This is a genomic window from Mesorhizobium sp. M1E.F.Ca.ET.045.02.1.1 (assembly GCF_003952485.1).
Lineage (GTDB): Bacteria > Pseudomonadota > Alphaproteobacteria > Rhizobiales > Rhizobiaceae > Mesorhizobium.
Genome location: NZ_CP034447.1, coordinates 6,718,812 through 6,743,598 on the forward strand (window position 1 = coordinate 6,718,812; position 24,787 = coordinate 6,743,598).

General features: G+C 59.1%; 19 protein-coding genes and 4 pseudogenes. 14 read left to right on the forward strand and 9 right to left on the reverse strand.

What is annotated here, in order from left to right:
* Nucleotides 1-281: 281 nt before the first annotated feature.
* The 5 genes and pseudogenes from EJ070_RS32975 to EJ070_RS32995 all read left to right on the forward strand — a co-directional run.
* Nucleotides 282-1,004 (forward strand): DUF899 family protein, encoded by a 723-nt coding sequence (locus EJ070_RS32975; protein ID WP_126095078.1) that lies wholly within the window; start codon nt 282-284, stop codon nt 1,002-1,004.
* Between the two features lie 74 nt (nt 1,005-1,078).
* Complete coding sequence (locus EJ070_RS32980; protein ID WP_126095079.1) at nt 1,079-1,444, forward strand: VOC family protein; 366 nt, start codon at nt 1,079-1,081, stop codon at nt 1,442-1,444.
* A gap of 63 nt (nt 1,445-1,507) precedes the next feature.
* A pseudogene (locus tag EJ070_RS37310) lies at nt 1,508-1,625 on the forward strand (VOC family protein); the annotation flags it as partial.
* A gap of 64 nt (nt 1,626-1,689) precedes the next feature.
* Nucleotides 1,690-2,019, forward strand: a pseudogene (locus EJ070_RS32990) (TSUP family transporter); the annotation flags it as partial.
* Nucleotides 2,015-2,443, forward strand: a pseudogene (locus EJ070_RS32995) (transposase); the annotation flags it as partial. The pseudogenes EJ070_RS32990 and EJ070_RS32995, both read left to right, overlap by 5 nt.
* A gap of 659 nt (nt 2,444-3,102) precedes the next feature.
* Here the strand turns inward: EJ070_RS32995 and EJ070_RS33005 are convergent.
* Both EJ070_RS33005 and EJ070_RS33010 read right to left on the reverse strand, forming a co-directional pair.
* Nucleotides 3,103-3,717 (reverse strand): MraY family glycosyltransferase, encoded by a 615-nt coding sequence (locus EJ070_RS33005; protein WP_245464750.1) that lies wholly within the window; start codon nt 3,715-3,717, stop codon nt 3,103-3,105.
* Between the two features lie 158 nt (nt 3,718-3,875).
* Nucleotides 3,876-4,889 (reverse strand): NAD-dependent epimerase/dehydratase family protein, encoded by a 1,014-nt coding sequence (locus EJ070_RS33010; protein WP_126095082.1) that lies wholly within the window; start codon nt 4,887-4,889, stop codon nt 3,876-3,878.
* Between the two features lie 417 nt (nt 4,890-5,306).
* Here EJ070_RS33010 and EJ070_RS33015 point away from each other — a divergent pair, with 417 nt between their 5' ends.
* Entirely contained in the window at nt 5,307-7,319 is a 2,013-nt protein-coding gene (locus EJ070_RS33015) for an acyltransferase family protein (protein ID WP_189350214.1), read from the forward strand.
* A gap of 4 nt (nt 7,320-7,323) precedes the next feature.
* Nucleotides 7,324-9,408 carry an acyltransferase family protein gene (locus tag EJ070_RS33020; protein ID WP_126095084.1) on the forward strand — a complete coding sequence of 695 codons (2,085 nt, stop codon included), beginning with the start codon at nt 7,324-7,326 and terminating at the stop codon, nt 9,406-9,408.
* 15 nt (nt 9,409-9,423) lie between these two features.
* On the opposite strand, the gene EJ070_RS33025 is transcribed toward EJ070_RS33020, so the two are convergent.
* From EJ070_RS33025 to EJ070_RS33035, 3 genes are all read right to left on the reverse strand, one after another.
* Nucleotides 9,424-11,151 carry an O-antigen ligase family protein gene (locus tag EJ070_RS33025; RefSeq protein ID WP_126095085.1) on the reverse strand — a complete coding sequence of 576 codons (1,728 nt, stop codon included), beginning with the start codon at nt 11,149-11,151 and terminating at the stop codon, nt 9,424-9,426.
* Nucleotides 11,152-12,378 (reverse strand): glycosyltransferase, encoded by a 1,227-nt coding sequence (locus EJ070_RS33030; RefSeq protein ID WP_126095086.1) that lies wholly within the window; start codon nt 12,376-12,378, stop codon nt 11,152-11,154.
* Nucleotides 12,379-12,447: 69 nt separating this feature from the next.
* Nucleotides 12,448-13,314: a hypothetical protein gene (locus tag EJ070_RS33035; protein ID WP_126095087.1), complete on the reverse strand. Its 867-nt coding sequence runs from the start codon at nt 13,312-13,314 to the stop codon at nt 12,448-12,450.
* Between the two features lie 179 nt (nt 13,315-13,493).
* Between EJ070_RS33035 and EJ070_RS33040 the strand changes: the two genes are divergently transcribed.
* Entirely contained in the window at nt 13,494-15,293 is a 1,800-nt protein-coding gene (locus tag EJ070_RS33040) for an ABC transporter ATP-binding protein (RefSeq protein WP_245464751.1), read from the forward strand.
* Nucleotides 15,294-15,357: 64 nt separating this feature from the next.
* Here EJ070_RS33040 and EJ070_RS33045 read toward each other — a convergent pair whose 3' ends face one another.
* Nucleotides 15,358-16,482: a glycosyltransferase family 4 protein gene (locus tag EJ070_RS33045; RefSeq protein WP_210211962.1), complete on the reverse strand. Its 1,125-nt coding sequence runs from the start codon at nt 16,480-16,482 to the stop codon at nt 15,358-15,360.
* A 243-nt stretch (nt 16,483-16,725) separates the two neighbouring features.
* Here EJ070_RS33045 and EJ070_RS33050 point away from each other — a divergent pair, with 243 nt between their 5' ends.
* The 5 genes from EJ070_RS33050 (at nt 16,726) to EJ070_RS33070 (ending at nt 23,379) form a co-directional block, all read left to right on the forward strand.
* Nucleotides 16,726-18,006, forward strand: coding sequence for a nucleotide sugar dehydrogenase (locus EJ070_RS33050; RefSeq protein WP_126095088.1), 1,281 nt, complete (start codon nt 16,726-16,728; stop codon nt 18,004-18,006).
* A 26-nt stretch (nt 18,007-18,032) separates the two neighbouring features.
* Nucleotides 18,033-19,058 carry an NAD-dependent epimerase gene (locus EJ070_RS33055; RefSeq protein WP_126095089.1) on the forward strand — a complete coding sequence of 342 codons (1,026 nt, stop codon included), beginning with the start codon at nt 18,033-18,035 and terminating at the stop codon, nt 19,056-19,058.
* Between the two features lie 41 nt (nt 19,059-19,099).
* A complete protein-coding gene (locus tag EJ070_RS33060) occupies nt 19,100-19,891 on the forward strand; it encodes a class I SAM-dependent methyltransferase (protein WP_189350218.1) in 792 nt (263 codons plus the stop codon).
* Nucleotides 19,892-19,973: 82 nt separating this feature from the next.
* Complete coding sequence (gene asnB, locus EJ070_RS33065) at nt 19,974-21,944, forward strand: asparagine synthase (glutamine-hydrolyzing) (protein WP_126095091.1); 1,971 nt, start codon at nt 19,974-19,976, stop codon at nt 21,942-21,944.
* A 178-nt stretch (nt 21,945-22,122) separates the two neighbouring features.
* Nucleotides 22,123-23,379, forward strand: a complete 1,257-nt coding sequence (locus EJ070_RS33070; protein WP_126095092.1) for an O-antigen ligase — start codon at nt 22,123-22,125, stop codon at nt 23,377-23,379.
* 301 nt (nt 23,380-23,680) lie between these two features.
* On the opposite strand, the gene EJ070_RS37660 is transcribed toward EJ070_RS33070, so the two are convergent.
* From EJ070_RS37660 to EJ070_RS37670, 3 genes and pseudogenes are all read right to left on the reverse strand, one after another.
* The gene (locus EJ070_RS37660; protein ID WP_348639604.1) at nt 23,681-23,908 is read right to left on the reverse strand and encodes a hypothetical protein; all 228 of its coding nucleotides are present in this window, start codon (nt 23,906-23,908) and stop codon (nt 23,681-23,683) included.
* A gap of 100 nt (nt 23,909-24,008) precedes the next feature.
* A pseudogene (locus EJ070_RS37665) lies at nt 24,009-24,227 on the reverse strand (hypothetical protein); the annotation flags it as partial.
* Nucleotides 24,136-24,399 (reverse strand): hypothetical protein, encoded by a 264-nt coding sequence (locus EJ070_RS37670; protein ID WP_348639605.1) that lies wholly within the window; start codon nt 24,397-24,399, stop codon nt 24,136-24,138. The gene EJ070_RS37670 and the pseudogene EJ070_RS37665, both read right to left, overlap by 92 nt.
* Before the next feature lie 202 nt (nt 24,400-24,601).
* On the opposite strand from EJ070_RS37670, the gene EJ070_RS33080 reads away from it, so the two are divergent.
* Entirely contained in the window at nt 24,602-24,787 is a 186-nt protein-coding gene (locus tag EJ070_RS33080) for a DUF3606 domain-containing protein (protein WP_126095093.1), read from the forward strand.

A 24,787-nucleotide genomic window follows, 5' to 3' on the forward strand; every position in this document is an offset into this window, starting at 1 on the left:
CTGGATCTGGCTCATGCACTACCAGATCGGCGGCCCGCAGGCGGCGTGCAAGCCGGTGTCTTCATACTTGCCGTCTTCGCCCGCGTCTCTACCGGCATCGCCGCCGCCGGCCTCCAACCCGCATCGGGGCGAGAACGTTGATCTGGACGGCGATTCCTTCGACCACATCAATAGGGGAGCTTCGACATCGGTATCGAGCGCCATCCATCGGCCGCGGCAACGATCCAGGCGGAACCCTAAGGCGGGTAGCCAGTTAGAGTGGTTTGAATTGGGAGAAGGTCATGGCCGACGGCACCGCTCTGCAACCCGCCACTGCAATCGCTCACAAGAACCGCGCCCGCCAGCCGAACGAGAGCGCCGAGTACCGCAAGGCGCGCGAGGCCCTGCTGGCCGAGGAGATCGAACTCAATCGCCACATTGCGCGTGTAGCCGCCCAGCGTCGCGCCTTGCCGCCTGGCGGTGAGGTGAAAGGCGACTATCAGTTCATGGGCGAAGCCAGCAGCGTGGCCGGCGCCAATCCCGTCGGCTTCGAGGCGCTCTTCGGCGATAAGGACACCCTGTTCGTCTACAACTGGATGTACGGTCCCAAGCGCCAGCGCCCTTGCCCCATGTGCACCGCGCTCTTGAGCTGCCTGGACGGCAACGCCGACCACCTCCGCCAGCGGATCGCCCTCGCGGTCGTAGGCCTTTCGGCCATCGAGCGTCAGATCGCCTTCAAGGTGGAGCGCGGCTGGAAGAACCTGCCGCTCTATGCCGACCTCAACGGCAATTTCAGCCGGGACTACCACGCCATCATGGACGATGGGACCGACACGGCCGCCGAGAACGTCTTCACCCGGCGCGACGGCACCATCCGGCACTTCTGGGGCGCGGAGCTCGGTTTCGAGTCAGCCGATCCGGGCAAGGACCCGACAACCGAGCCGGACCTGATGATGCTATGGAATGTCCTGGACTGGACGCCGGGGGGCCGCGGGACCGACTGGTACCCGAAGATCACCTACTAAACGGTCAGGCGCGGCCGGCCTTTAGAAGGAACTGAATATACCATCGCGGGTTATCGGAGACGGAAGGAGTTTGAATGATTTCCGTCCGATATATCGTTGCCGACGTCGACGAGGCGGTCGAGTTCTATCAAGACAATCTCGATTTCAAGGTCGACAAGCACAATCCGGGCAAGTTCGCCGCGCTGTTGCGCGACGAATTCACGCTATATCTCAGCGCCCCAGGCGCGGGAAGCGGTGGTCAGGCGGGCGGCGATCCGAGGCCTGGCGGGTGGAACCGGTTTATGATCGTCACGAAGGAGCTCGACGTTCTGATTGAGCGGTTGCGCCGGGCTCATGCACGATTCCGCGGCGATATAAGCGACGGCGGCGCCGGTCGCGCCATCTTGATCGAAGATCCTTCGGGCAACGTCATCGAGCTATTCGAGTTCAAGAAGGACTGAAGCTAGCGTACCGGTACGCTGGCGTTAGCATTCATCCCCAGCATTCGCGCGAGCAATCCAGGTAGGCGAGCGAATTGCTGTTTCCGAAACGAGATCGTGGAAGGGCATCGGGGGAAACCAGATCCTGCTCGAGGACCCCTCCGGAAATCCGATCGAGCTGTTTCCGCGAGCCGGCCGCTGAAGGCCGTTGCCGGTCGAACTTCGAAGACAATTCGCACGAGCCAGACAGGTGAGCGGAGGGTCGGATGGTCGAGTATATTCTCCTTGTGGTGTCAGGCTTCGTTGCCTGGATCGTATCGACAGTCGGTGGTGGTGGCGGAGCATTGCTCCTCGTCCCACTAGTGGGTTTCATCGCCGGAGCACAGGCGGTGGCTCCGGTGACGACACTGGCCACGATGGTAGCGGGCGGCGGTCGGGCATTCGCGTTCTGGAGAGACATCGAGTGGTCGGTGGTCAAATGCGGGCTTCCGGGTGCCCTCATCGGCGGATTCCTCGGTGCGGTTCTGTTCTCCACGGCCCCTGCGGAGTGGCTGCAGATCGTCGTCGGCCTCTTCCTAATTTCAACGGTTCTATCTGTCGCGCTACACGCACCGGGTCGCGATCTCGAACAGCCGCCTCATCCGTTTCGACGAGGACGGCGTCACCTTCCGCTACAAGGATTATCGTTGCCCTGTCGCCGAGCGGCAGCAGGTCATGACGATCGCCACCGACGAGTTCATCCGCCGCTTCCTGCTGCACGTCCTGCCGCGCGGCTTCCATCGCATCCGACACTACGGCCTGCTTGCCGGCTCCGCTCGCAAGGCCAGCCTCGCGATTGCTCGCGAACTCCTGAACGTCGCCGTACCGTCCGATGACGACACCACGGACGAGCCGGACGACTTCCGCCCGCCATGCCCCTGCTGTGGCGGCCGCATGATCATCATCGAGACCTTCGAACGATGGAGGCAGCCGCGCGGACCGCCGGGCGCACGGACGACGAACCGGGAGACCGCCCCATGACCCGGCATGGCATGATCCCGTCTCAAGTCGTAGGCGCACAGCCTCCGGCACCGGATCCACGCCTGTCCATGGTGATCATCAACGCCGACAGAGCCGCGGCCAGCCGCCCACCGTCCCGACAACACCGCGCGCAGGCGCAACGAAGCGGTCCGTCCGCATCCACCCCAGAGCCTCCCGACACCGGTCGCACCATCGCCGACATCTGCCGAAAATCGAAATCCCCATAGCCATCGCCTGTGGCCCGCGGGTTCCTTCCTCGGGGACTTTCGTACGCCTGCCGGCGCCCTGTCCATGGTGATCATCAACGCCGACAGAGCCGCGGCCAGCCGCCCACCGTCCCGACAACACCGCGCGCAGGCGCAACGAAGCGGTCCGTCCGCATCCACCCCAGAGCCTCCCGACACCGGTCGCACCATCGCCGACATCTGCCGAAAATCGAAATCCCCATAGCCATCGCCTGTGGCCCGCGGGTTCCTTCCTCGGGGACTTTCGTACGCCTGCCGGCGCCCGAAACTCTTCACGTTAGCGGATGGGCAGCTCTTGGCCGCGGAACGTCAAAAGCGGACATTCAGACTGGCGCTGATATATCCTTGGCGGACATTGAACGATCCCGCTGGGATCAAGCCTATCAGTATTGAGGTTAGCACCCACGCGAGTACCTAAGCAGTGGCCACTAGTCCAATCGCCAGTGCCACCGCCGCGTATAGCGCCGGCAAGATCTTACTGCTCACACCGATCCTCAGCAAGGTATGACCGAGGTGATCCGTGCCGCCGATCCACGGCAGGCGCCCGTGCCGCAGGCGGCGAATAATAACGAATACGGCATCTATCAGCGGCACCGCGATCCACACCAATGACGGGCCAAGCCCCTTGTCGGAGGTGCAAAGCACAATTGCCGCGCCAAGCAGAAGGCTGCCGCTATCGCCCATGAAAACGCGCGCGGGCGGATAGTTGAAGCAGAGGAAGCCGACACAGGCGCCCGCGCCGGCCATGCCGACATCGCCGCCCAGACCAAGGAACGCCGCCGCAACAGCGCTCGCCGCAAGGCCATCCGCGTGATCGAGCATATTGACTGCGTTGCAGGCTATCCAGGTGACGATCGGGGCCCACCACAAACCCGTAACAATTCCAGCAAAGATCGCCGCAGCGGCCAATGCCCCCGCCTTGGCACCGGCGGATAGCGATCGCACGTCATCGAGGGCGCCGATCAGACAGAAAGCAGCGAGCAGAAGAACACGCTCGACCGGAAGCCACGGCGACATCGCGATCAGCATGGCGGGCCCGGCCAGCCGGGGAACATCACCCGATGTGTGCCATCGATCGCTCTTGACCCTCGAGACCGCGCCGATACGGATCGCAAGACGCGCAAACAGCCAAACGCTAGGAACCGCTATAAGCAGGGCCTCGATGAATGGGACCAATGGTCCAGGTGTCAAGCCATTACTCGTTCGGCACGCATATGCTCGATGCAGTCGACAATCGTCTGCTTTGTGCTTCGCAAAGGACGCCAGCCCGTCATTGTGGTCAAAAGATTTGTGTCCGGCACGCGATCATACGTTACTGCGAACCTCTCGCCGTAGACCGCATTGGAAGGCTTCATGACGATTGGCGCATTCGTCTTGGTGGCTTCGACCACCATCTTTGCAAGGTTGCCAATCTGCACGGCCTCGCTGCCGCCCAAGTTGACCGGCCGTCCCCGCAGCGAACGGCATTGCATAGCCAGGAGCAATCCTTCCGCAGCGTCGCTAACGTGAAGGAATGCCCGCCTCTGTTCACCGTCATCGTGAACGATGAGCGGCTCGCCCCGCAAGGCCGCTTTGACAAAGACCGGCAACACCAGGCCAGTTGCCGCGCGCTGCCGCGGCCCGGCCATGTTGAAGGGTCGGACGATCCAGGTCGGGATACCGAAATCGAAAAACAGGCCGGCGACCAGATGCTCGACCGCCGACTTGGCGGCGGCATAACCCCATCGCGGCCGAATATCCGTCATCACAGGATCGGCCTCGGTAATCGGGCGGTCGCGGCCGGAGCCGTAAACTTCCGAACTCGATGTATAGAGAAGCGGGCGCCGGTGCAGCCGGCATGCCTCGATAATTGCGCAGCCCGACTCAAGAATGCCGCTGGTTACGGCGAAACGTTCCTTGTGGGCGCGCTGAACTCCGATCGGGCTCGCTAGATGGAACACGGCGTCGGCCCGGCCAACCTCGTCGTGAACCGCAGTATTGAACGCCGGATCGCCAACCCTGAAGGTACGGATCGCCAGCCGGGGATCGCTGGCGGGAAGATTGCCAAGCGAGCCGTTCGAAAGATCGTCGATAACGGTTACGCTACAATTGCGGGCCAGCAACAGATCGACCAGTGCCGATCCAACGAAGCCTGCGCCACCAGTAACCAATACATGTGTATGCGGGCCGAATTCAACCATGTCCGCGCTATGGTTGTCCAAAGTTCCACCCTCCAGATCGACCCGTGGCCTCGCAACACACGGGACAGTCTTTCTATACAGTCAAAGACAGGGCGAACAACCCGTTTTTCTATCAAGCCGACTTAAGCCGACGAGTTTTTCGACAGTCCTCAACGTCCTTCAACGAATAGGCACGCCTCCCAACCTAGTGCCATGACCCAGACGCTTCGGCCCATGAGGCCAACACTGATTCCAGCACCTATTTAGGTTTTTCGTCGTTCTAGCGTGAAATAAAATGTGCGGCTATCCCCATATTTCGCGCAGTCTAGATGGCGAGGAGGCGCTAATGTTCGAATATATTGGGATGCAACTGCGGCGTCACCCGTCGCGTTTGGTCTCGCCATCGACTCAGGAGGCGCAATCAGGCTAATGACACTTGGGGATAGCTCGGGGGGAGCGTTGAAATTCGACTATCGGCCCGACATCGACGGCTTGCGCGCAATCGCGGTGATCGCCGTCATTCTTTTCCATTTCGGCGTGCCCGGCTTTGCCGGGGGGTTCGTCGGCGTCGATGTCTTCTTCGTCATTTCTGGTTACCTGATCACAAGGCTTTTGGTCGCCGAGGGTAACGATCTGTCACTGGTCGAGTTCTACAGCCGGCGCATGCGTCGAATCCTGCCAGCTATGCTGGTGATGATCGGCTTATCGCTCGTCGCGGGTTGGTTCCTGCTGCTCCCGGGTGACTATGCCAGCCTAGGACGGAGCGCCGCTTTTTCCGCTGCCGGCCTGGGGAACTACTACTTCCTGTGGAATACAGGCTATTTCGACCGCGAGGCGACGCTTCTGCCACTTCTGCATCTTTGGTCGCTCGGCGTCGAAGAGCAGTTCTACCTCGTGTGGCCGGCTCTTTTGATAGTCATCGGCCGCCTGTCACGGGATCGCCAGTCAACTGCCGTCGCGGCGATCTGCCTCGTCGCGCTGATCAGCTTTTCGATCGCCCTGCACTTGGTGGCGGTCGATCCGAAGCAAGCGTTTTATCTTCCCTTCAGTCGAGCCTGGGAGCTGGCGCTAGGCGGCCTGCTCATATTTGTTCCGCCGATCGGGCGGCGAAGCGCTTCCAAAGCGTTCGGCCTGGTCGGCGTTTGCCTCATCGCCGCTAGCGTCTTCCTACTATCCGCGAGTCAACCGTTCCCAGACCTGAGCGCACTCGTCCCGGTGACTGGCGCTGTCTTGCTTATCTGGCCGCGCTCGCAGGCCATCCGCGCGGCCGTTCTTTCCAGTTGGCCACTGCGGTTTACAGGGAAGATTTCCTACAGTCTCTACCTTTGGCACTGGCCGATCCTGGTCTTCTTCCGTCACTATGCTGGTGTCGCGAATCTGACAGCGTTGGAAGCGACGATCCTCATCGCGGCAGCGTGGCTAATGGCTTATCTCTCCTGGCGATTCGTCGAGGATCCTGCACGCCGCCTTCGGGCACTGCCATTAAGGACCGTCGTCGTTGGCGCGACCGTTGTGTCGATCGTTAGTGTGAGCGGCCAAGCAATATTTCACTCCGACGGTATCGTCAGCAGGATTCCGAAAGAAGCTGAGGCCATGCGTAGCCTCGACGTAATGTGGGACTGGCCGTGCCCCCAGACGGTCGTCGTTCCGGAACTCGGCGGTTCGTTTTGCGCGTTCGGGGCCCCGTGGGATAAAGCGAGATCTCACGCTGTACTGTGGGGTGACAGCCATGCCGAGCATCTCGCCCCGTTGTTCGATGCCGTCGGTCAACAAGAAAATACAGCCTTCTTTCTGTATCATGCTTGCCCGGCCGCGTTCGGAGAAGGTGTCCATCGCGATTTTCCCGAACAGCCCAACTACCGAGAAAGCTGCGCATCGTCACGAAAGGCCGCGGTCGACATGTTGAAACAGCGCAGAGACCTGGACTTTGTGGTGCTATCCTCTGCCTGGACAAGCCTCACGGGCACCAAGGTCGTTGCCGATGACGGGCGGCAGGAGGATAAGGCCCTGTTGTTGCGCGACGGCCTGCTTAGCCTCGTAAATGAAATCACTACCCCGGAACGGCGCATCGGAATCATCGGTCAGGTACCGGGGCCAGGCGTGGATTTAACTTCATGCGCGGCGATGCGTGAGAGCAGGATATTGAGACGTTGCTCGACCGACCTGGACAGCGAGCGGATTCTGCGGGTGTGGTCACCGATGGTAACTGCACTGGGATCGCTCACCGAGCAAAATGGGGTATTTTTCGTCGATCCGCTCAAGGGCATGTGTCCGAACAGGCAGTGCGCCACCTACATCAACGGCGAGTTCATTTACCGCGACGGATCTCATATGCGCAGAAACTTGAAGCCGGAGACAGACGATGCTCTTGCGCGGGTGATGGGACTCTATCAGGCCTTCGCGGCAGCTAACCAAACTCGGGCTTTCGCGGTGAACGCCCTGCAGCCTCGAACAACCCACATAAGCAATTGAGCCCATGCGAAGCGGCCAAGCCCCGCCTTTCACAGCGACTAACGCAGCCTGGCGGGAAAGCAGCGTTGACCTCTCCATTGCGGAGCAAGACGGTTCTCGCGCGTCTGCGGCATTTGCAGCAACAGGCAGGTCGGAGCATCATCGGACAGACATAGACGGTCTCAGAGCGCTCGCCGTTTTGGCGGTGCTCTTTTTTCATTTGAGAGTTTCCGGCTTTTCCGGTGGCTTTGTCGGAGTCGATGTATTTTTCGTGATCAGTGGTTTTCTGATCACACGCATTGTCGCAGCCGATATCGACGTCGGGCGCTTCAGCTTGGTGCTGTTCTACCGGCGCAGAGCTCGCCGGCTTTTGCCGGCCTTCTTTGCGACACTGGCCTTAACGTGCATTTCCGCGATTCTTTTGTTTGCGCCACAGCATTTGGAGAGCTTCGCAGAATCGCTTCTGGCCGCAGTCCTCGGGGTTTCAAACGTGCTCTTTTGGCACGAATCCGGCTACTTCGACCTCGCCGCGCGCATGAAGCCGCTGTTGCACACATGGTCCCTAAGCGTTGAGTGGCAGTTCTATTGCGTGTGGCCGTTCCTCCTTTCGGGTCTGCTCGCCCTGTTCCGACGTCGGATAGTTTGGGCAATTCTGGCCATTGCTGTTTTGGGCTTCAGTTTCATCCTTGCATTCCAGGACGGATCATTGTGGCTGCTCTCACAAACGCGGGCGGCCGAATGGATTTCGGACGGCCGCGCGACCGTCTTTTACAACATGCCTTTCCGTGTCTTCGAGTTTTGCTGCGGCGCGGCGCTGGTCTGGCTTCCGAAGCCGCGTGTCGTGACTGCTCACGAACTGCTCGCCCTGGTTGGATTAACACTCATCGGCAGCGCCATCTTCTTTCTAAATAGCACGACGCACGCACCGGCCTTTAATGTCCTTGTGCCCACCGTCGGTGCCGCAATGGTGCTGTACGCGGATCGCTCGCGGCATGTTGGTCTTGTCCTACGCAACGGCCCGGCAATCTATATCGGCCGCATAAGCTATTCACTTTACCTCGTGCACTGGCCGCTGATCGTATTCTGGGAATATGGCCTTCTGCGGCCGTTGCTTCCGAGAGAGGTCGTTCTCGTCGGGTTCCTAGCTCTCGCATTGGCCGTCATGATGTTTCAGTTCGTTGAAGAGCCTTATCGTGCTGGCCGTGGCTTGGTCGGACCTGCTGGGCTTGCGTTGGCAGGCCTGTTTACCTTCTCCTTGCTCAGCTACTCCATGTGGGACGGTATGCCGTGGCGGTCGCCATCGGCCATGGCGGGAGTTGAACTGGCCGATCGCGCGACCTTGGAATCGATCACGGGTTCGCTTGGGTGCGAGGATTTCTGCGAATTCGGAAATCTCCAAAGCCCAACGAAGATCCTAATCGTCGGGGACTCGCACGTTGACCACTACACCCGCGCTCTCGAAGAGCTTGGCGGGAAGCAATTCCACTTCCTGCTAGCGCAAGCCGGCAGTTGCTATTTCGGAGCAGATTTTCGAAGTCGGCCTAGGGGCGCGGTCACGCAGCATTGCCGAGCCGCGACCGATCAGGCGACCCGTTGGTTGAGCGCCGGCGGAATCGCAGCCATCGTCCACGCTCAGCGCTGGCCCGGGTACCGCAACATTCTCGAACGGAAGGCTGACGGCGCGCCTGTCGATATGGCTGATCTGGCAAAGCTGTTTCCAACAATGCTTGAAGACATCTCCAAGCTCTATTCTGGTTTTCCCGGGCCGATAATCGTCATCGGACATGCTCCAAATAGCAACCTGATCTGCGATCTCAGGCCGACTTATTTCACCCTTCCATGTCCAGTGTCCTCGAAGGTAGAGCACGTCGCATTCAAAGCGGCCTTCACAGATTTTGCGAGCCGCCATTCGAAGTTTCAAATGGTTGATCCGTTGGACACGATCTGCCCAGCATCCGTTTGCCGCACGACAGATAGTGCAGGACATACCCTCTATGTCGACGAGCACCACCTCTCAATCTTCGGCGCGAGGCTTGTAGTTCCGAAAGTCATTGAGAAACTCCGAGAGAATCTGGTGGTCACACCCAAAGAGCTCGCGGGGGCCGGATAGAGCCCCAGCGGCCGCCTATCGTCCCATCTCCATGGGACACGAACGGCGAAGCAAATACAGCGTCGCAGCAGACCAAGCGATGATCGTGCACAAAAGCGCGAAACAGAGTGGGCTAGCCGAAAGCCCGACGTCGGTCGGTGGCAAAAAAAGTAATGCCGCGATGTAGCCGATAACGAACAACACGACGCCACCGACTACCCCAAAAGAAAAGCTCGACTGTGCTCTTTTGCTTTGGCTGGGAGTAATCCTTGCGGCGAGCATGCCTCCTATCCCGATGGCCACAGGGACGAACAGACTGGGCGTCAGCAAGACGTCATGTGACGTTAGCATTACGCCTGCGAGAGCGATTCCGAGAGGAAGGTCTTCCGCGTCACGCATGAAGCAAAAGGCGAAGCCGAGGAGTCCGAGCGGGACCAGCCAGCCGATATGGCCGAAGGCGATGGCAAAAAGAACGAAACTATTGTGGGGAACAAAGGGGTGTGCTTCCTCCAGCCCGCGGCCGAAGAATCCTCCCGCCCGGTAGGCCAGGAGGCTCCGCTCCAGGAACAAAGCTCGAGCAGAGATCGAATTTCTCTTGCCTTCATCCCTCAAGCGTTCACTGATGGCTTGAATCCTGGCTGCACTGGTCGCAGACGGACCCGCCTCGGAAGGCGGGGTGACGTTTCTAGGCGGGCTGGCCTCCGGCGAAGATGGAACGCTCTCTGACCGCGCTATTCCGGACGGCTCGATCGAAAGTGGGCGTTCGTCATCTGCGCGGGGAATATGCTCTGGCCGAACTGTTGCTGACGACGCCGGGTCATCAAGCGATCGCGAGAATGGAGTAACGGGTACGTCAACTGACCGGTCGAGCGAGGTGTCGACAGCTTCGCCTGCATCGTTGAGCGCCTCGCTTAACAATAGCACGCCAGCAAAAGATTCGCTGGTAGCGATACGAAAATAGCGATTCGCGGTGAAGGCGGAGACAGTTGCCCCCAGCAGTACGAGCCCGACGACCAATGCCCGCGTCCAACCAGCAGTGTCGACCTGGAATTGCCGGGCAGTTCGATAGCGTTGCCAGATGCCAACAGCAATTGGCGCAACAAGGGTGGGAACGGCGGCAAGAAGCGTCGAGCGGGACACCGTGATAACGAGGGCCCCACCAACGAGAACCAGAAAACTTAGGCGCCATTCCTTCGCGACGGCGCGATAGCTCGCTGCGGCACCGAGCAGCAGCCCGGCGGCGGCAACGTTCGGATTGAGTGCCAAGCCCGCCGCACGACCCAGGGTGTTGGTAAAGCCGTGGACGAAGAGCACATCCAGAAAACAAAGAATGGCATTGAGGGCAGTGACCGATGCAGAGAGCCGCAGCACTGTCATTGGAGCGAACGCAAGCATCAGAACGATGGTTGAGCCGCCAAGGGCCAGAGTTGTCAGGTAGCTTCTGTTGACGATCCCCACCGGATGCAGAGCAATCGGCGCGACTGCCATCATGGCGCCAATAGCCAGCGGAAAGATAGCTTTGCGCACATCACGACGTGTCGCGACCACCGCGACAGAAAAAACTAGGACAACGCCATAGAGGGCGTACAACGCCAATCTGAGACTGCCATCTCTCCCGGCGAACAAGGGCAACGCGAAAGGCATGAACCATGCCTGATATACGATGACGGTAAAAGCGCAGAATCCGGCAGAAAAATTCGCCAAGTTCGCTTGCAGCGTGGACGGTGGATTCAACGAACGATCCGCGTGAGCAACCGCGCGCATTCAATTCCCCGAGAGGTAGAGAGTTTCATAGGCGTCGACCATAGCCTCAATCGAATAGCGCTGCCGCATTGTCCGCTGGCGAAGCTCCCGTTCCGTTTTGCGCCCTGGCAGACCGTCGACCACGGCGAGCAAACCTCGAGCGAGATCCGCGGGAGTACGAGGCTGGACCAAAACACACCCGGGCAGGCCTGAGACTGCCTCGGGATTTCCGCCTACGTCCGTGACGACTACCGGAAGGCCAGCCGCGAGTTTCTCCATCAAGGCGTTGCAAAAGCCCTCTTCATGAGACGCGATAACGCCAATATCCATGCCAGCGAGCAAGGCCGGGATATCGCTCTGTACGCCGATAGCCTCCACTTTCGCTCCGATGCCGAGGCGATCGGCCTTCTGCGCAAGAGCTGATCCTATGCCCCGATCCTGCCCAGCCATGAATAGTTTTATGTTCGGCCGCACTTTGCTCGCTAGAGCGATCGCCTCGATCAGATCGCCATGCCCCTTGTATGGTAGCAAATTGGCGACTATGACGATGGCCACTTCGTCGGCTCCAAGACCAAGTCTGCGCCGGGTTTCGTCTCGAAGGTCGCCGATGTTATCGAAGCGACTTAGATCGAGAGCGTTTGCGATAACCTTGATGCGGTTGACGTCGTAGTTGTCACGAGCCGCCGTGTCTGCCGCGACCGCATGGGAGTTCGCGACCACGACATGGGAAAACCGATTAGCGAACCGATCCATCCATTTTAGCCAAGGCCATCGCTCCTGATGATTGCCGAGGCCGCGTCGAGAGGTGACGATGAACGGTGCGAGCGCAATCCTTCCGGCTATGGCGCTAAGGAAGTTGGTCAGCGGCAGAAAACCATGGACCACACTCGGTCGTGTCGAGGCGACGCGCGTAAACAGCCACATGGCCGCAGTCAGTAGTACTATCAACTCCCTCAAGCCTGGCGAAGTCTTCGCAACGCCGGTCGAGGCCTTCGGCTGGTGACGGCCATAGAATACTGGTATGCCGGCACGGCTCAGTGGCTCGGCCAGCACATCACCGGCCCGTGTAAGAGAGAAAACTTCGACCCTCCAGCCACGCCTTGCCAGTTCTCTGGCGAGCAGTACGAGTTGGCTCTCCGTTCCGCCAAGGTTGAGCTGTCCGATGACAAAGAGGACACCTTGGCGGCGTTTTTTGGTGATCGCCGTTGAGGGAACGATAGCTGATGCCTTCGTTGGAGCATAGTTCATCGAAATTCTATTGCCGCCGACTTCCTTTGCCGTCGCTTGCCATACGCATCGCCCTCGGGCAAGCACTCCCTAAGCGCCACGATCGGACGAACGACCGAAAGTAAATATTTTCGGAACGGAATCGAACGGTCGGCGCCCACGCAGCCCGCCGCCGGCAAATAGCACGCCTATGGCCAGTAACGTGACGGGCGGAAGCCACTTCAGGCGCTCGAGTACCGTCTCATAAGCCCGAATATTCTGGAAACCTTCCGGGGTTCCAAGCGCGTGCCAAGGTTGACCATAAGCCTCATGCAACAGGGGCAGCATAGACTCGTAGTCCGAATAATAGGAATCGATTATCGACGGATCCTTTTCTACGAGAGCAAGAGGGTACGGGACAATGACGCCGTAATCGGGATCGAGAACATTGCCATCGACCTCCACGATGGTGTGCTGCTCCGCACCATATATAGTCGCTTGAATTCCTTGTTCGATGAGGATCGAGTAGACAATCTTCGAGACTTGGGAACAGAAGCCGTATCCGCGGCCCAAAGCCTTCCCCGGTGTCAAAAACTCGTAGTTCTGGAAGCTCTCATGGTATGCGGGGAGCAAACCGAGCAGCCAGATAACATAGTTGTCGAAAACACTGATCCTGGTGTAGCGCGTGTCGCTTGCCGTCCAGCGGTCCCCTTCTGTCCAGTAGTGCACCATTCCACCTGCGACAGACTTTGTGAGGCGCTCAAGATAAACCTGCTTAGGTTCGTCGGGCTCTCGGTAAAGGCCATTCAAGTCCTCAATTTCCCTTTCGAACCCGAGCGGTCCTTCGATGGCTGCGGAGGGCGGCGCCGGATAGGCGCGGATCAAGCCCAGGGGGTAAGCGGCGACAAAAAGCAGAAATGCTGCCCCCGCTGCCATCAGACAGAGACCCAGCGACTGCCAGAACCGATCGGCGGCCAAATGACGGCTCCTGCTTAGAATCGCCTTTTCCTCTCTGCTGAGAATAAAGCATATCATTATGGCACGTTCGCAAGTTGGTCGGAATGGTCCAGCCTGCGGATGGCGGTTGGTGCGATCCAACGCGAGAAATAGTCGACTGGCGCCAATTACGACTTGTTTCCTGGTCCCGTGCATGCGCATTGAGCGTCATCAATTTGGACGATACGTTGGCTTTGACCCGAAACCAAACTCTAGACAGCACGACCGACGCGCTTCGACGCTTGTGGTCACAACTATCGAGGCACCAACGGCGGCAGTTTCTCGGCCTCCTCGTCCTAATGTTCTTCGGCGCGATCGCTGAGGCTGCGACCCTCGGCGCCCTCTTGCCGTTTCTCGCTAGAATTGCTGATCCCAATGCAATTGGCGGTCAGTCATGGATCGCGCGCCAGTTGCAGGGCTTCGGTTCTAACGACAGCCTCCTGCCCTTACTGTCGCTCTTTTCGGCAATAGTGATAGTCGCTGGCGCGATGCGGATTCTTCTCTCTCGAGCGACCCACGCTTTCGTGTTTTCGCTTGGACACGAACTGGCCGTGAAAGTTTATAAGCGCGCCCTCTATCAGCCTTATAGCTATCACCTTTCGAATAGCTCCAGCTCAGTGCTCGCGACACTCAGGCAAGTCCACATCATCAACATGAACGTGCTCCTTCCGCTTCTCCAAGCGGTTGGCGGAGCGATTATCAGCGTCTTTGTCGTCGCTGCGATGTTCGCGCTGAGTTCATTCATCACATTCGTGATCTTTGCCGGATTGGGTGCGGCCTACCTCGGCATGTCATTTTTCATTCGCAAGCATCTCAAGACTAATGCCCGGACGATCGAGCGAATGCAGGCGGAAGACATTCGTGCAGTGCAGGAGGGCTTGGGAGGCATTCGCGACGTCATCATAAATGACACGCAGCCCTACTTCCTCTCCCGATTCGAAGAGCTCGACAGGCATTTGCAGCGCGCGTACTCGGCGAACGCCCTCGCCGCCGCTACTCCTCGCTTCGCGATCGAAGCCACTGGAATGGTGATCATCGCCGCACTCGCCTACTGGCTGATAACTCGGACAAACGATGCCGGGCAGGTTTTGCCAATGCTCGGAACGTTCGCTCTAGGCGCGCAGCGTCTAGTACCCCTGATGCAATTGATCTATGCCAACTGGGCGCTCGTCCTCGGCAATATCGCTGGGGTCGAAGCGGTGCTGAAGACGATCGAGGCACCATTCCCAGCTAAATCGCAAGGACCTGCCCCGAAACGGCTGCCATTCGGTCGGACAATCGTGCTGAAAGATCTGTCGTTCCGCTACGCGCCAGATCAGCCACCGGTGATCGAACGCTTCAGCCTCACGATCGTGAAGGGTGCCAAGGTCGGCTTTGTAGGCAAGACTGGCAGCGGGAAGAGCACCACAGTCGATCTAATTATGGGTCTCCTCGAGCCGACAAGCGGAGTCATCGAAATCGATGGGCAGCGCCTAGATGGAAACACGAGGCGTGCATGGCAAAGCCAGATTGCCCATGTGCCACAAGCCATATTCCTTGCCGATGCTTCAATCACCGAGAACATTGCGTTCGGCATCGACCCCGCCAGCATCGATTTCGAACGCGTTCGCAACGCAGCACAGCGCGCCGCCCTGGCCGACTTCATCGAAAATTTGCCTCAGAGCTACGAGACGCGTGTCGGCGAACGTGGCGTGCGGTTATCCGGAGGGCAGCGCCAGAGAATAGGCATCGCACGGGCATTCTACAAACAGGCGACTTTGCTCGTCTTCGACGAGGCAACCAGCGCGCTCGACACGGAGACCGAGGCCGCAGTCATGGACGCGATCCAAGATCTGCCCGCTGAGCTGACGGTGCTGATCATCGCCCACCGCCTCACGACTGTCGAAAATTGCGACGAGATCGTCACACTTGAAAACGGTCGGCCGCATATCTGGACCAGAGCCGGCGGAAAGATCGCCTAAATGAGCTTGGTGGACAGTCCCGTCAATCGTGCCAACGCAAATCCTGGTCGGGCCAACGTCGGAATTACAATGGTCTTTCGACGCCAATGATCTCCATCATGTGAGCCGTAACTTTCTTGATATCATAGCGCTGTTCGGCGATCGACCGACTGTTTTTGGCCATGCATTCGGCCTCATCCGGGTTGTCGATCAGCTGGATCATGGCCTCGGCCAAGGGGGTTGTGGCGCCGACCGGCACAAGCAGGCCATTCACCCCGGGGACGATTGGCGCACGGCAACCCGGCGCATCCGTCGTTATGATCGGGCGTCCCATCGCCATCGCTTCCAAAACCGAGCGCGACGTGCCCTCGCGATAGGACGGGAGTACGTAAATGCGCGCATCGGCGATCACCCGGCGGACGTCTTCGACAGGCCCATGGTAGTGAATGGTGCCGTCCTTGACGGCTGCTTCGAGCTCCGAAACCGGAAATCCCGCGGGATTGGGATCTTCGTCGCCGACCAGGTCGAAACGAGCCTCTGACCGAACCGCCTTCACCAGTCTCGCCGCGCCCAGATATTCCGCGAGACCTTTGTCACGAAGCAGACGCGCTATCATGAGAAATCGCGGTTTCTCTGGCAGAGGCGCTACCTTGAAACGATCCAGGTCGACCCCTGAACCATTGACGACATTGGCTGGCGTCAGCCCGAGCAATCCAAGGCGACGGAAATCATCATGGTCATCTTCGTTCTGGAAGGTGGCCGTGGTGGCTGCACGCAGGCTGGCGGCGTAAAGAAGTCGGGCTACAGCATTGACCATCCTCCAGCGTAGCGATTTGTGCCGATCAGTGAACGCATAGCCGAGGCCCGTGATGAGTGCGTGTCGGCGCGATACCCCTGCAATCAGCGCCGCGGGTATTCCATAGACAATCGGCTTGATCGCGCAGGTCAGGACGACCTGGGGCTTGAGTTCTCGTATCTTCATGTAAAGCCGAAAGGCCAAAAGTGTGTCGCCGAACGGCGCAATTGCGGCCCGTTCCATCGGCAATGGATGAAACCGGATCCCGTTTTCAGTCAGCCAACGAACCGTCGTTGCGTCGACCGGCGCTGCGGCATGGACTTCATATCCGGCAGCTTGCAGCGCGAGCAGAAGATGTCCTCGAGTTGTTGCAAGGGACGTTGGTTCGCTGACGATAACTACGATACGAATCATGCATTCAATTTCTTGAACTGAGTGCTGAGGGGCATTCCCTTGTAGATTTTTGGTGACCCGAAACCCAACCCTGCCGCATGTTTTCCACAACATCGATAAGAACGGGCGGATGGCGGTACAAACATTGGTCGTAGACGATTTTTTGAGTGGACACTTTTGTCTTCGCAACTGCGCATCGTTGAATTGGCCCATCGCCTGCCATACAAGCGCCTCAACTCGTAAGTGACCTGAGGAATTCCGCGGATGTCCGAACGCATTGCTGTAATCGGCCTGGGGTATGTCGGCCTTCCGGTGGCTGTCGCGTTCGGGAAAGTTTTCCCGGGAACGATTGCATTTGATATCAGCAAAGATCGCATCAATGAGCTACGCAACGGCATCGATCGCACCGGCGAGGTCGACGCGACGGCGCTCCAGGAATCCCCAATCGTGCTTACGACAGACAGGGAGATGCTGAGAGAAGCGACTTTCTTTGTCGTTGCCGTGCCGACCCCTATCGACATCAATCGCGCGCCGGATCTTACTGCTCTTAAGCTCGCGTCCGAGCTCGTCGGGGAAGCGGTAAGCAAGGGCGCGGCCGTCGTGTTCGAATCGACCGTCTATCCAGGTGTGACCGAAGACTTCTGCGGTCCGATCATCGAGCGGATTTCTGGTCTGCGGCACCCTCACGACTTCGCGCTTGGCTATTCGCCTGAACGAGCCAACCCGGGCGATCGTGAGCATTCGCTGCAGCGAATCGTAAAGGTTGTCTCCGGAGAGAATGCAGAGACGCTGGAGCGCGTGGCCAGCATCTACGGCCGTATCATCGACGCCGGCGTCTACCGCGCGCAGTCGATTAGGGTAGCCGAGGCAGCAAAGGTCATCGAGAACACCCAGCGTGACCTGAACATCGCGCTGATGAATGAACTGGCCATGATCTTCGAGCGGCTTGATATACGAACGCAGGACGTCCTCGATGCCGCGTCGACGAAATGGAACTTTCTTCCCTTCAAGCCGGGCTTCGTGGGCGGCCACTGCATCAGCGTCGATCCGTACTATCTGACCGCCAAGGCTGAGGCCGAAGGCTACCACCCGCATATCATCCTCGCTGGACGCCGCATCAATGACGGCATGGGAGCCTTCGTCGCCCAGCAGGTTATCAAACAGCTGATCCGCACGGACATTCCCGTCAAAGGGGCCTGCGTCGGCATTCTTGGGCTGACCTTCAAGGAGGATGTGCCAGATTTGCGCAACAGCCGCGTTTTCGACATGGTCAAGGAACTGAGGCAGTTCGGAATTGTCCCCAAAATCCACGATCCTCTCGCCGATGCCGAAGCCGCCCGACGCGAGCATGGCGAAACGATCCTGCCGCTTGAGGAAATAAACGATCTGCAGGCGCTTGTTCTGGCGGTGCCTCACAAGCATTATCTCGTCGGCGAGAGAGCGCGTCTTTTTCAGATGATTAGGCCGGGCGGAACGCTGTTCGACATCAAGTCGGCCCTCAAGCCCAATGAAGTTCCCGACAAGATAAGATATTGGAGCCTGTAAGGCTCGGCCTTAACCAACGCTAGGATATGTCGTTGACGTCAAGCATACCTGTTCTGATTACCGGCGCCGCCGGTTTCATAGGGTTTCATCTGTGCCAGAGGCTGCTTGCCGAGGGCCGGCACGTCATCGGCCTCGACTCCATGAACGAGTACTATGACGTCACCTTGAAGCAGGCACGGCTCGAGCGGTTGAAAGGATCTTCGAACTTTCGGTTCGAGCATGTCGACCTCACCGAGCGCGGCCGCATTTCAGCGCTGTTTCAATCAGCCGCACCCGAGATCGTCGTCAATCTAGCCGCTCAAGCTGGCGTGCGCTATTCGCTGACCAATCCGCATGCGTATGCCGAGAGCAATCTCAACGGCTTCCTCAACATCCTGGAAGGATGCCGGCATGCATCGGTCAGCCATCTGGTCTACGCGTCCTCGAGTTCGATCTATGGCGGCAGCACGCGCATGCCGTTTTCGGTGCATGATTCGGCCGACCATCCACTCAGCCTCTATGCCGCAAGCAAAAAGGCCAACGAGCTGATGGCACATACGTACAGCCATCTGTTCGCGCTGCCGACGACGGGATTGCGCTTCTTCACCGTCTATGGTCCGTGGGGACGGCCCGACATGGCCCTGTTCATCTTCGCTAGAGCCATCCTGGCCGGCGAGCCGATCGACCTCTTCAACCACGGCAACATGCAGCGCGATTTCACTTATATCGACGACATCGTCGAAGGCATCGTCCGCGTCATGCGGCATCCCGCGACACCTAATCCTGAGTGGAAAAGCGCCGCGCCGGACCCTGCGACCAGCAACGCGCCGTTCAGGATCCACAACATCGGCGGCAATTCTCCCGTTCAATTGACCCGGTTGATCGAAGTGTTGGAGGATGCGCTCGGACGCAGGGCAAGCCGCAACTTGATGCCGATCCAGGCGGGCGACGTTCCGGCAACGTTCGCCAATGTCAGCTCGCTTGAGGAGGCGGTCGGCTTCAGGCCCAAGATCCCGATCGAAGTCGGGGTTCCGCGCTTCGTGCAATGGTATCGGGAATTCTATCGGGTATGATCCAAAGCTTTGGTCTTTCGCAGAGGTCGGACGGAGAACGTATGAACGCGCGCTACGATTTCGGCCGCAACTGGTCCGAACTCGCCACACGCTTCGAGGACGAACATGTCGATCGGGCTTGCGAGGATCTTCGCCGCCTGGTGGGCGATCTGGAGGGCAAGACTTTTCTCGATATCGGCTGCGGATCGGGCCTGCATTCGGCAGCCGCTCTTCGCCTGGGTGCAGCGATGGTCAAGGCGCTCGACTATGACGCGGACTGCGTCGAAACGACGAGGGCCGTGCTTTCCCGGTTCGCACCGAAAACCGAATGGAGCGTCGAGCGGGCCGATATCCTCGACAGGACATCGCTTCCGACCGGGACATGCGACATCGTCTATTCGTGGGGTGTGCTGCACCATACCGGAGACATGTGGACAGCGATCGCAAACGCGTCCCGTCTTGTTGGAAAGGGCGGACGATTCGGCATCGCGATCTACCTGAAGACGCCGCTCTGCGGACTATGGACGATCGAAAAGAGGCTGTATTCCTCTCATCGGTGGCTGCGGCCTCCGGTGAAGGCGCTGTTTGTTTCGGCATACATGTTGGCCAGGACGCTGCGCCACAGGGACCCGATCTCTTTCGTAAAGAACTACCGCACGCGTCGAGGCATGGAGTTCCTAGCGGACGTCGACGACTGGCTCGGTGGCTATCCCTATCAATCCACCTCGGCCAAAATGCTGGAGACAGCCGTTGAAAGACTTGGGTTTCGCACGAAGCAGCGGTTCAATGTAACGCCGGGAATTGGCCTTTTCGGCACCGGCTGTGGCGAATGGTGTTTCGAGCGAACGGATTAATGGCAGCCGGAATCTCCTCCAGATGATTTCGCGCCATAGAGGGCACGAGTGGGGCCATTGCATTATGGAGCAGTAACGGCGGATGTGCGGGATTGTCGGCATCGTGGGTGGAACGGCCGCGACGAGCAGCAGCGGCTTCACCGTGCGTCGCATGGCGGATATGATCCGGCATCGCGGACCGGACGGCGACGGCGTCTGGACTGATACCGAGGCCGGTGTCGCTCTTAGTCAACGCCGGTTGGCAATCATCGATCTTTCATCGGCCGGCGCGCAGCCGATGATCTCGCACAGCGGCCGTTACGTCATCGTCTTCAACGGGGAATTCTACAATCACGGCGAGATACGGACGCATCTAGATCGGGAGTTCGGCGCTCATGACTGGCGCGGGCATTCCGACACCGAAGTCCTTCTGGCCGCGATCGAGGCGCATGGAATAAAAAAGGCGCTCGAACTGGCGGTAGGCATGTTTGCCTTCGGCTTGTGGGACCGGCGAGAGAGAACCCTCATTCTCGGGCGCGACCGCCTGGGAGAGAAGCCATTGTACTACGGCCGGATCGGCAAGACCTTCGCCTTTGCCTCAGAACCGAAGGCCTTTCGTCCGCTGCCGGATTGGCGCCCGGAGATCGACCGGAATGCGCTGGCATTGTTGATGCGCCACAACTACATCCCCGCCCCCTACAGCATCTATCAGGGCATCCGGAAGCTGCGACCTGGTCACTTTCTCGTCCTTTCCGATCCTATGCGCGAGCCGCGTATTGAGTGCTATTGGAGCGCGAGGCAAATCACCGAGCAAGGTCATCACGAGCCTTTCCAAGGGAGTCCCGAAGAAGCGGTCGATGGGGTCGAGCGCCATCTTCGGCGCGCGCTCGAGGGGCAGATGATCGCCGACGTGCCGCTCGGCGCCTTCCTCTCGGGCGGCATCGATTCTTCCGCGATCGTTGCGGTCATGCAGTCGATCAGCCCGCGACCGGTTCGGACGTTCACGATCGGCTTCAAGGAAGCGGGCTACAACGAGGCGGACCATGCCCGGCAAGTGGCGCGGCACCTCGGCACCGATCACGCCGAACTTTATCTCAGCGAGCAGGACGCGCTCGATGTGGTGCCGCAACTGCCCAGCATCTATTGCGAGCCGTTCTCCGACTCCTCGCAAATCCCGACTTTCCTCGTCTCCAAAATGGCGCGTGGCAGCGTCACCGTGGCATTGTCGGGCGACGGCGGGGACGAGTTGTTCTCCGGCTACACGCGCTACGCGCTTGCCGATGCCTTCTGGAACAGGGTTTCCCGCATTCCGATCGGGCTGCGCCGCGCCTCGGCCAGCTTGGCGAGACTGCCTTCGCCCGACCTCTACAACAACGTCGCGGGCGGGATCATGCCGCTCCTGCCGCAACGCCTGCGCCGCCAACGTGTCGGCGATAAGATCCACAAGGCGGCCTCGGTCCTTTCGCTGCGAACCATGAATGATGTCTACCGTCGGCTCTGTTCACATTGGGAGCCGACCGAGATCATCCCGGACGCGGTCGAGCCACCGACCATGCTGACGGGACTGGAAGAGCTTCCGGGGCTGCCGGGAAACGTTGAGCGGATGATGTACATCGATATGATGAGCTATCTGCCGGACGACATCCTGGCGAAGGTCGATCGCGCGGCCATGGCGGTCAGCCTCGAGACCCGCGTGCCGCTGCTCGATCATCACCTCGTAAGCTTTGCGCTCTCGCTGCCGCTTTCCGTTCTACGAGCCGAAGGCCAGACAAAGTGGCCGCTTAGGCAACTGCTCTACAGACATGTTCCTAAAGCGCTAGTCGAACGCCCCAAGATGGGCTTCGGAGTGCCCATCGACGCCTGGTTGCGTGGCGCGCTCCGCGAGTGGGCGGAGGCGCTGCTCGACGAGCGCCGACTGCGGGAGGACGGGTTCTTTCGGCCCGACGCGATTCGCCGCGCCTGGTCCGAACACCTCTCCGGTCATCGCAATAATCAGTACCTGCTTTGGGACGTGCTGATGTTCCAATCGTGGCGGGAATCGATCCAGCGAGCTTCGGCGGCGGTTGCGGCTTGAACAGGACAAGGCGGAATGTTCCGTTGGGGAAGTGTCATGCAGCAAGGTGAGAACGGGTTAGGCACTATCAGATACCAAAGCGAGCAGCTATATCGAGTCGGAACGATGGGCCGGCAACGGTAACTGAGGATCGTTCAAGCGATCCGCACGCAACCAAGAAGATTGTGAAGCAAAGGCATTGAACCCGTTGACATCGCTCCGGCGCCGCATGACGGCCGAACAGGTCAACCGATACTTCTCGATCACCTGCTTCTTATCGCCACCTGTGCTCGGATCCGTGGTCAGCTTCGTATTTCACGGTGGCGCGCTCTGGTCGGTGGTGCTGCTGGCCGCCGGGCGGCGGCGCTTGAACATCGACCGGCCAATGCTTGCCATGACTATCGCGATCTATGCGTATTGCGCGGCGATGGTCCTAGCGTCGATCGTCAACGGCACGCTGCGGGCCGATGTCACGCGTTTCCTACCTCTGATCACCCTGCTGCTTTTCCCGATTTCATACTCGACGTGGAGCATAACCGATAAGGCGCCCCTTGCACGTATTGTGGTGCTGGCCAGTGGCGTAGCATGCGTCGGGGCGCTGGTGTTGGCCATCGTTCAATATCACTGGATCGGAATGCCGAGAGCCGAAGGAGGCGCCGGAAATCCGATCGTATTTGCGACGGTCACCTGCCTGGCAGTGACGATGTGCATCGCGGGCGCTCTGTCGGGAGTAGACAAAGCCTGGAAACCGCTGACCGCCGCCGCGCTCGCGGGCGTCGTAGCGACCGTCTATTCGGGCTCGCGTATGGTCTGGTTGGCCTTGCCGATCGCCGCTGTCGCCGTCGTTGTGGTCAACCGCCAACGGTTGACGGATATGAGGCGGTTGCTGGCAATAGTCGGCGCTTCCAGCCTATTAATTGCAGCAATGACGTTTCCAATTATTGTGGATCGCACTCATTCCCTGCTCAATGACTGGGATGCCCTCGTCACCAAAGGCGATTACTCCACTCCGCTCGGGTTGCGGGCTGGGCTCTGGGACGTTGGGCTCGATGCATTTCGCGAAGCACCATTTTTCGGCCACGGCATGTCGGCCAGTCGAGCGCTTTCAACCCAGGGGTTCAAGGATCGCTTTGGATTGAGCAAAGGTTTCAATCACTTTCACAACGGATTTTTGACAGCGTTGGTGCAGGCTGGACTTGTAGGCGCGCTTGCATTGGCGGCGATCTTCGTCGTAGCGATCTGTAACGCGACCAGAGTCCTTCGTCTCAGCGCCGATCCGTTGGAGAGGTTCGGGGCAACGATGATCGTCGTGGCCGTCATAATATACCTGGTTGGTGGGCTAGCCGGCATCCTTGTCGGCCACGATATTCTAGACTCCACACTGATGATATTCCTTGTTTGTGGGACATACTTGGCTTGCGGACAAACGATTTCGCCGATCCACGATAGCCGCTGACATGGATGGGCAAGCCGCATTCGTAATCTATTGGTCCGCTCGTACCAAACGGTCCAACCGTTGCCAGCATTAACAGTGCTCTGCCCTATTACTCTCCACTTCTCCCGCACAAACTCGACAAGCGGTTAGTCTAGTGTTCGCAATGTCTGCTTTAGGGAAACGCAGTATTAGGCCCGGATAACCGACATGGGGCGCAAAGCAGCCGTGCACAGAAGCCAAAGGAATGGGCGAGTGGCCGGATCGGCTTCTTGAATCGATTTCGGCGAACTGCCTTGTAACCTATTGGCGAATAGCGATTATGTTAGTCTCTGAGGGCCTGCCGTTTGTCCGCTTTGAACGTGACGAACGCGCCGCCCATATAGCGGCCGTTGTCGGCCATCAGCACCATCGCCGGCTTCCCCGTCTCGCGCTTCACGCCGATGATGTCCATTTCCTTTTCGACGTAGCACTTGATCTTGCGCCAGTTCATCGTCGAACCGCTGCGGTAGACGTTGTCCAGCCGTTTCGAGACGATGCCTTCCAGGCCCACTTCGCAAGCCAGGTGGGACGGCGTCGCCAGCGCCCGGCAGGGCCTCGCTGAATTGGATGTGGCCGCCGGCCGGAATGAGCACCTGCAGGATCTCGCGCCGATCCTGCAGCGCCATATCGCGAAGATCGTGGCCGTTGAGGTGGAGAAGATCGAACGCGACTAGATAGAGGTCTTGCGGTCGTCTGGTGATGGCCGAGCGCAGCGCGTGAAAATCCGACAGGCCGTTCTCATTGGTGATGATCGTCTCGGCCTCGATGATGAAGTTCTCGGCTTCCAGCGGCTTCCTTGGTGAGCGGCCGATACTTGGCTGTCCAGTCAATCCCGGTCTTGGTGTAGAGGCGGATGCCGTCAGCATCCTTGATGAGCTGAGTGCGGTAGCCGTCGAACTTCACCTCATGTGACCAGCCATCGCCCGTGGGCGGCTGATCGACCAGCTCGGGCTCCATTGGACGGATGAATGATAGCTGGACCTCGACGGAGGGCTTACGCATCGAAACCCCACACAACTCGAATTTGATTCAATATCGTACAGCCATAAGTGTTCCGTTAGAGATTGCTTATTTAGCCGGAACCTTTGAGGCGACTGGATGTTTTCCCAGCATCCCTCTTAGCGAGGGTATCCTACCTCGACCCCATTCTTCCGCTCCGGCTTCTCTCCCCTTCCCGGAGCGGATTGTCTCTCGGAGAAAACTCATGGCAGACGACAAGACGAAGCGCGATTTTCGAGACCGCGACCGCGTGTCAGCGGACGAAGACTATGAGGTTCGCTATTTCGCCAAGCAACACCGCATCACGCCCGAACAGGTCCTCGAACTGATCACTGAGCATGGCAATGACCGCAAGACGCTGGAGCGCGAGGCTAGGAAGCTGCACGGGTGA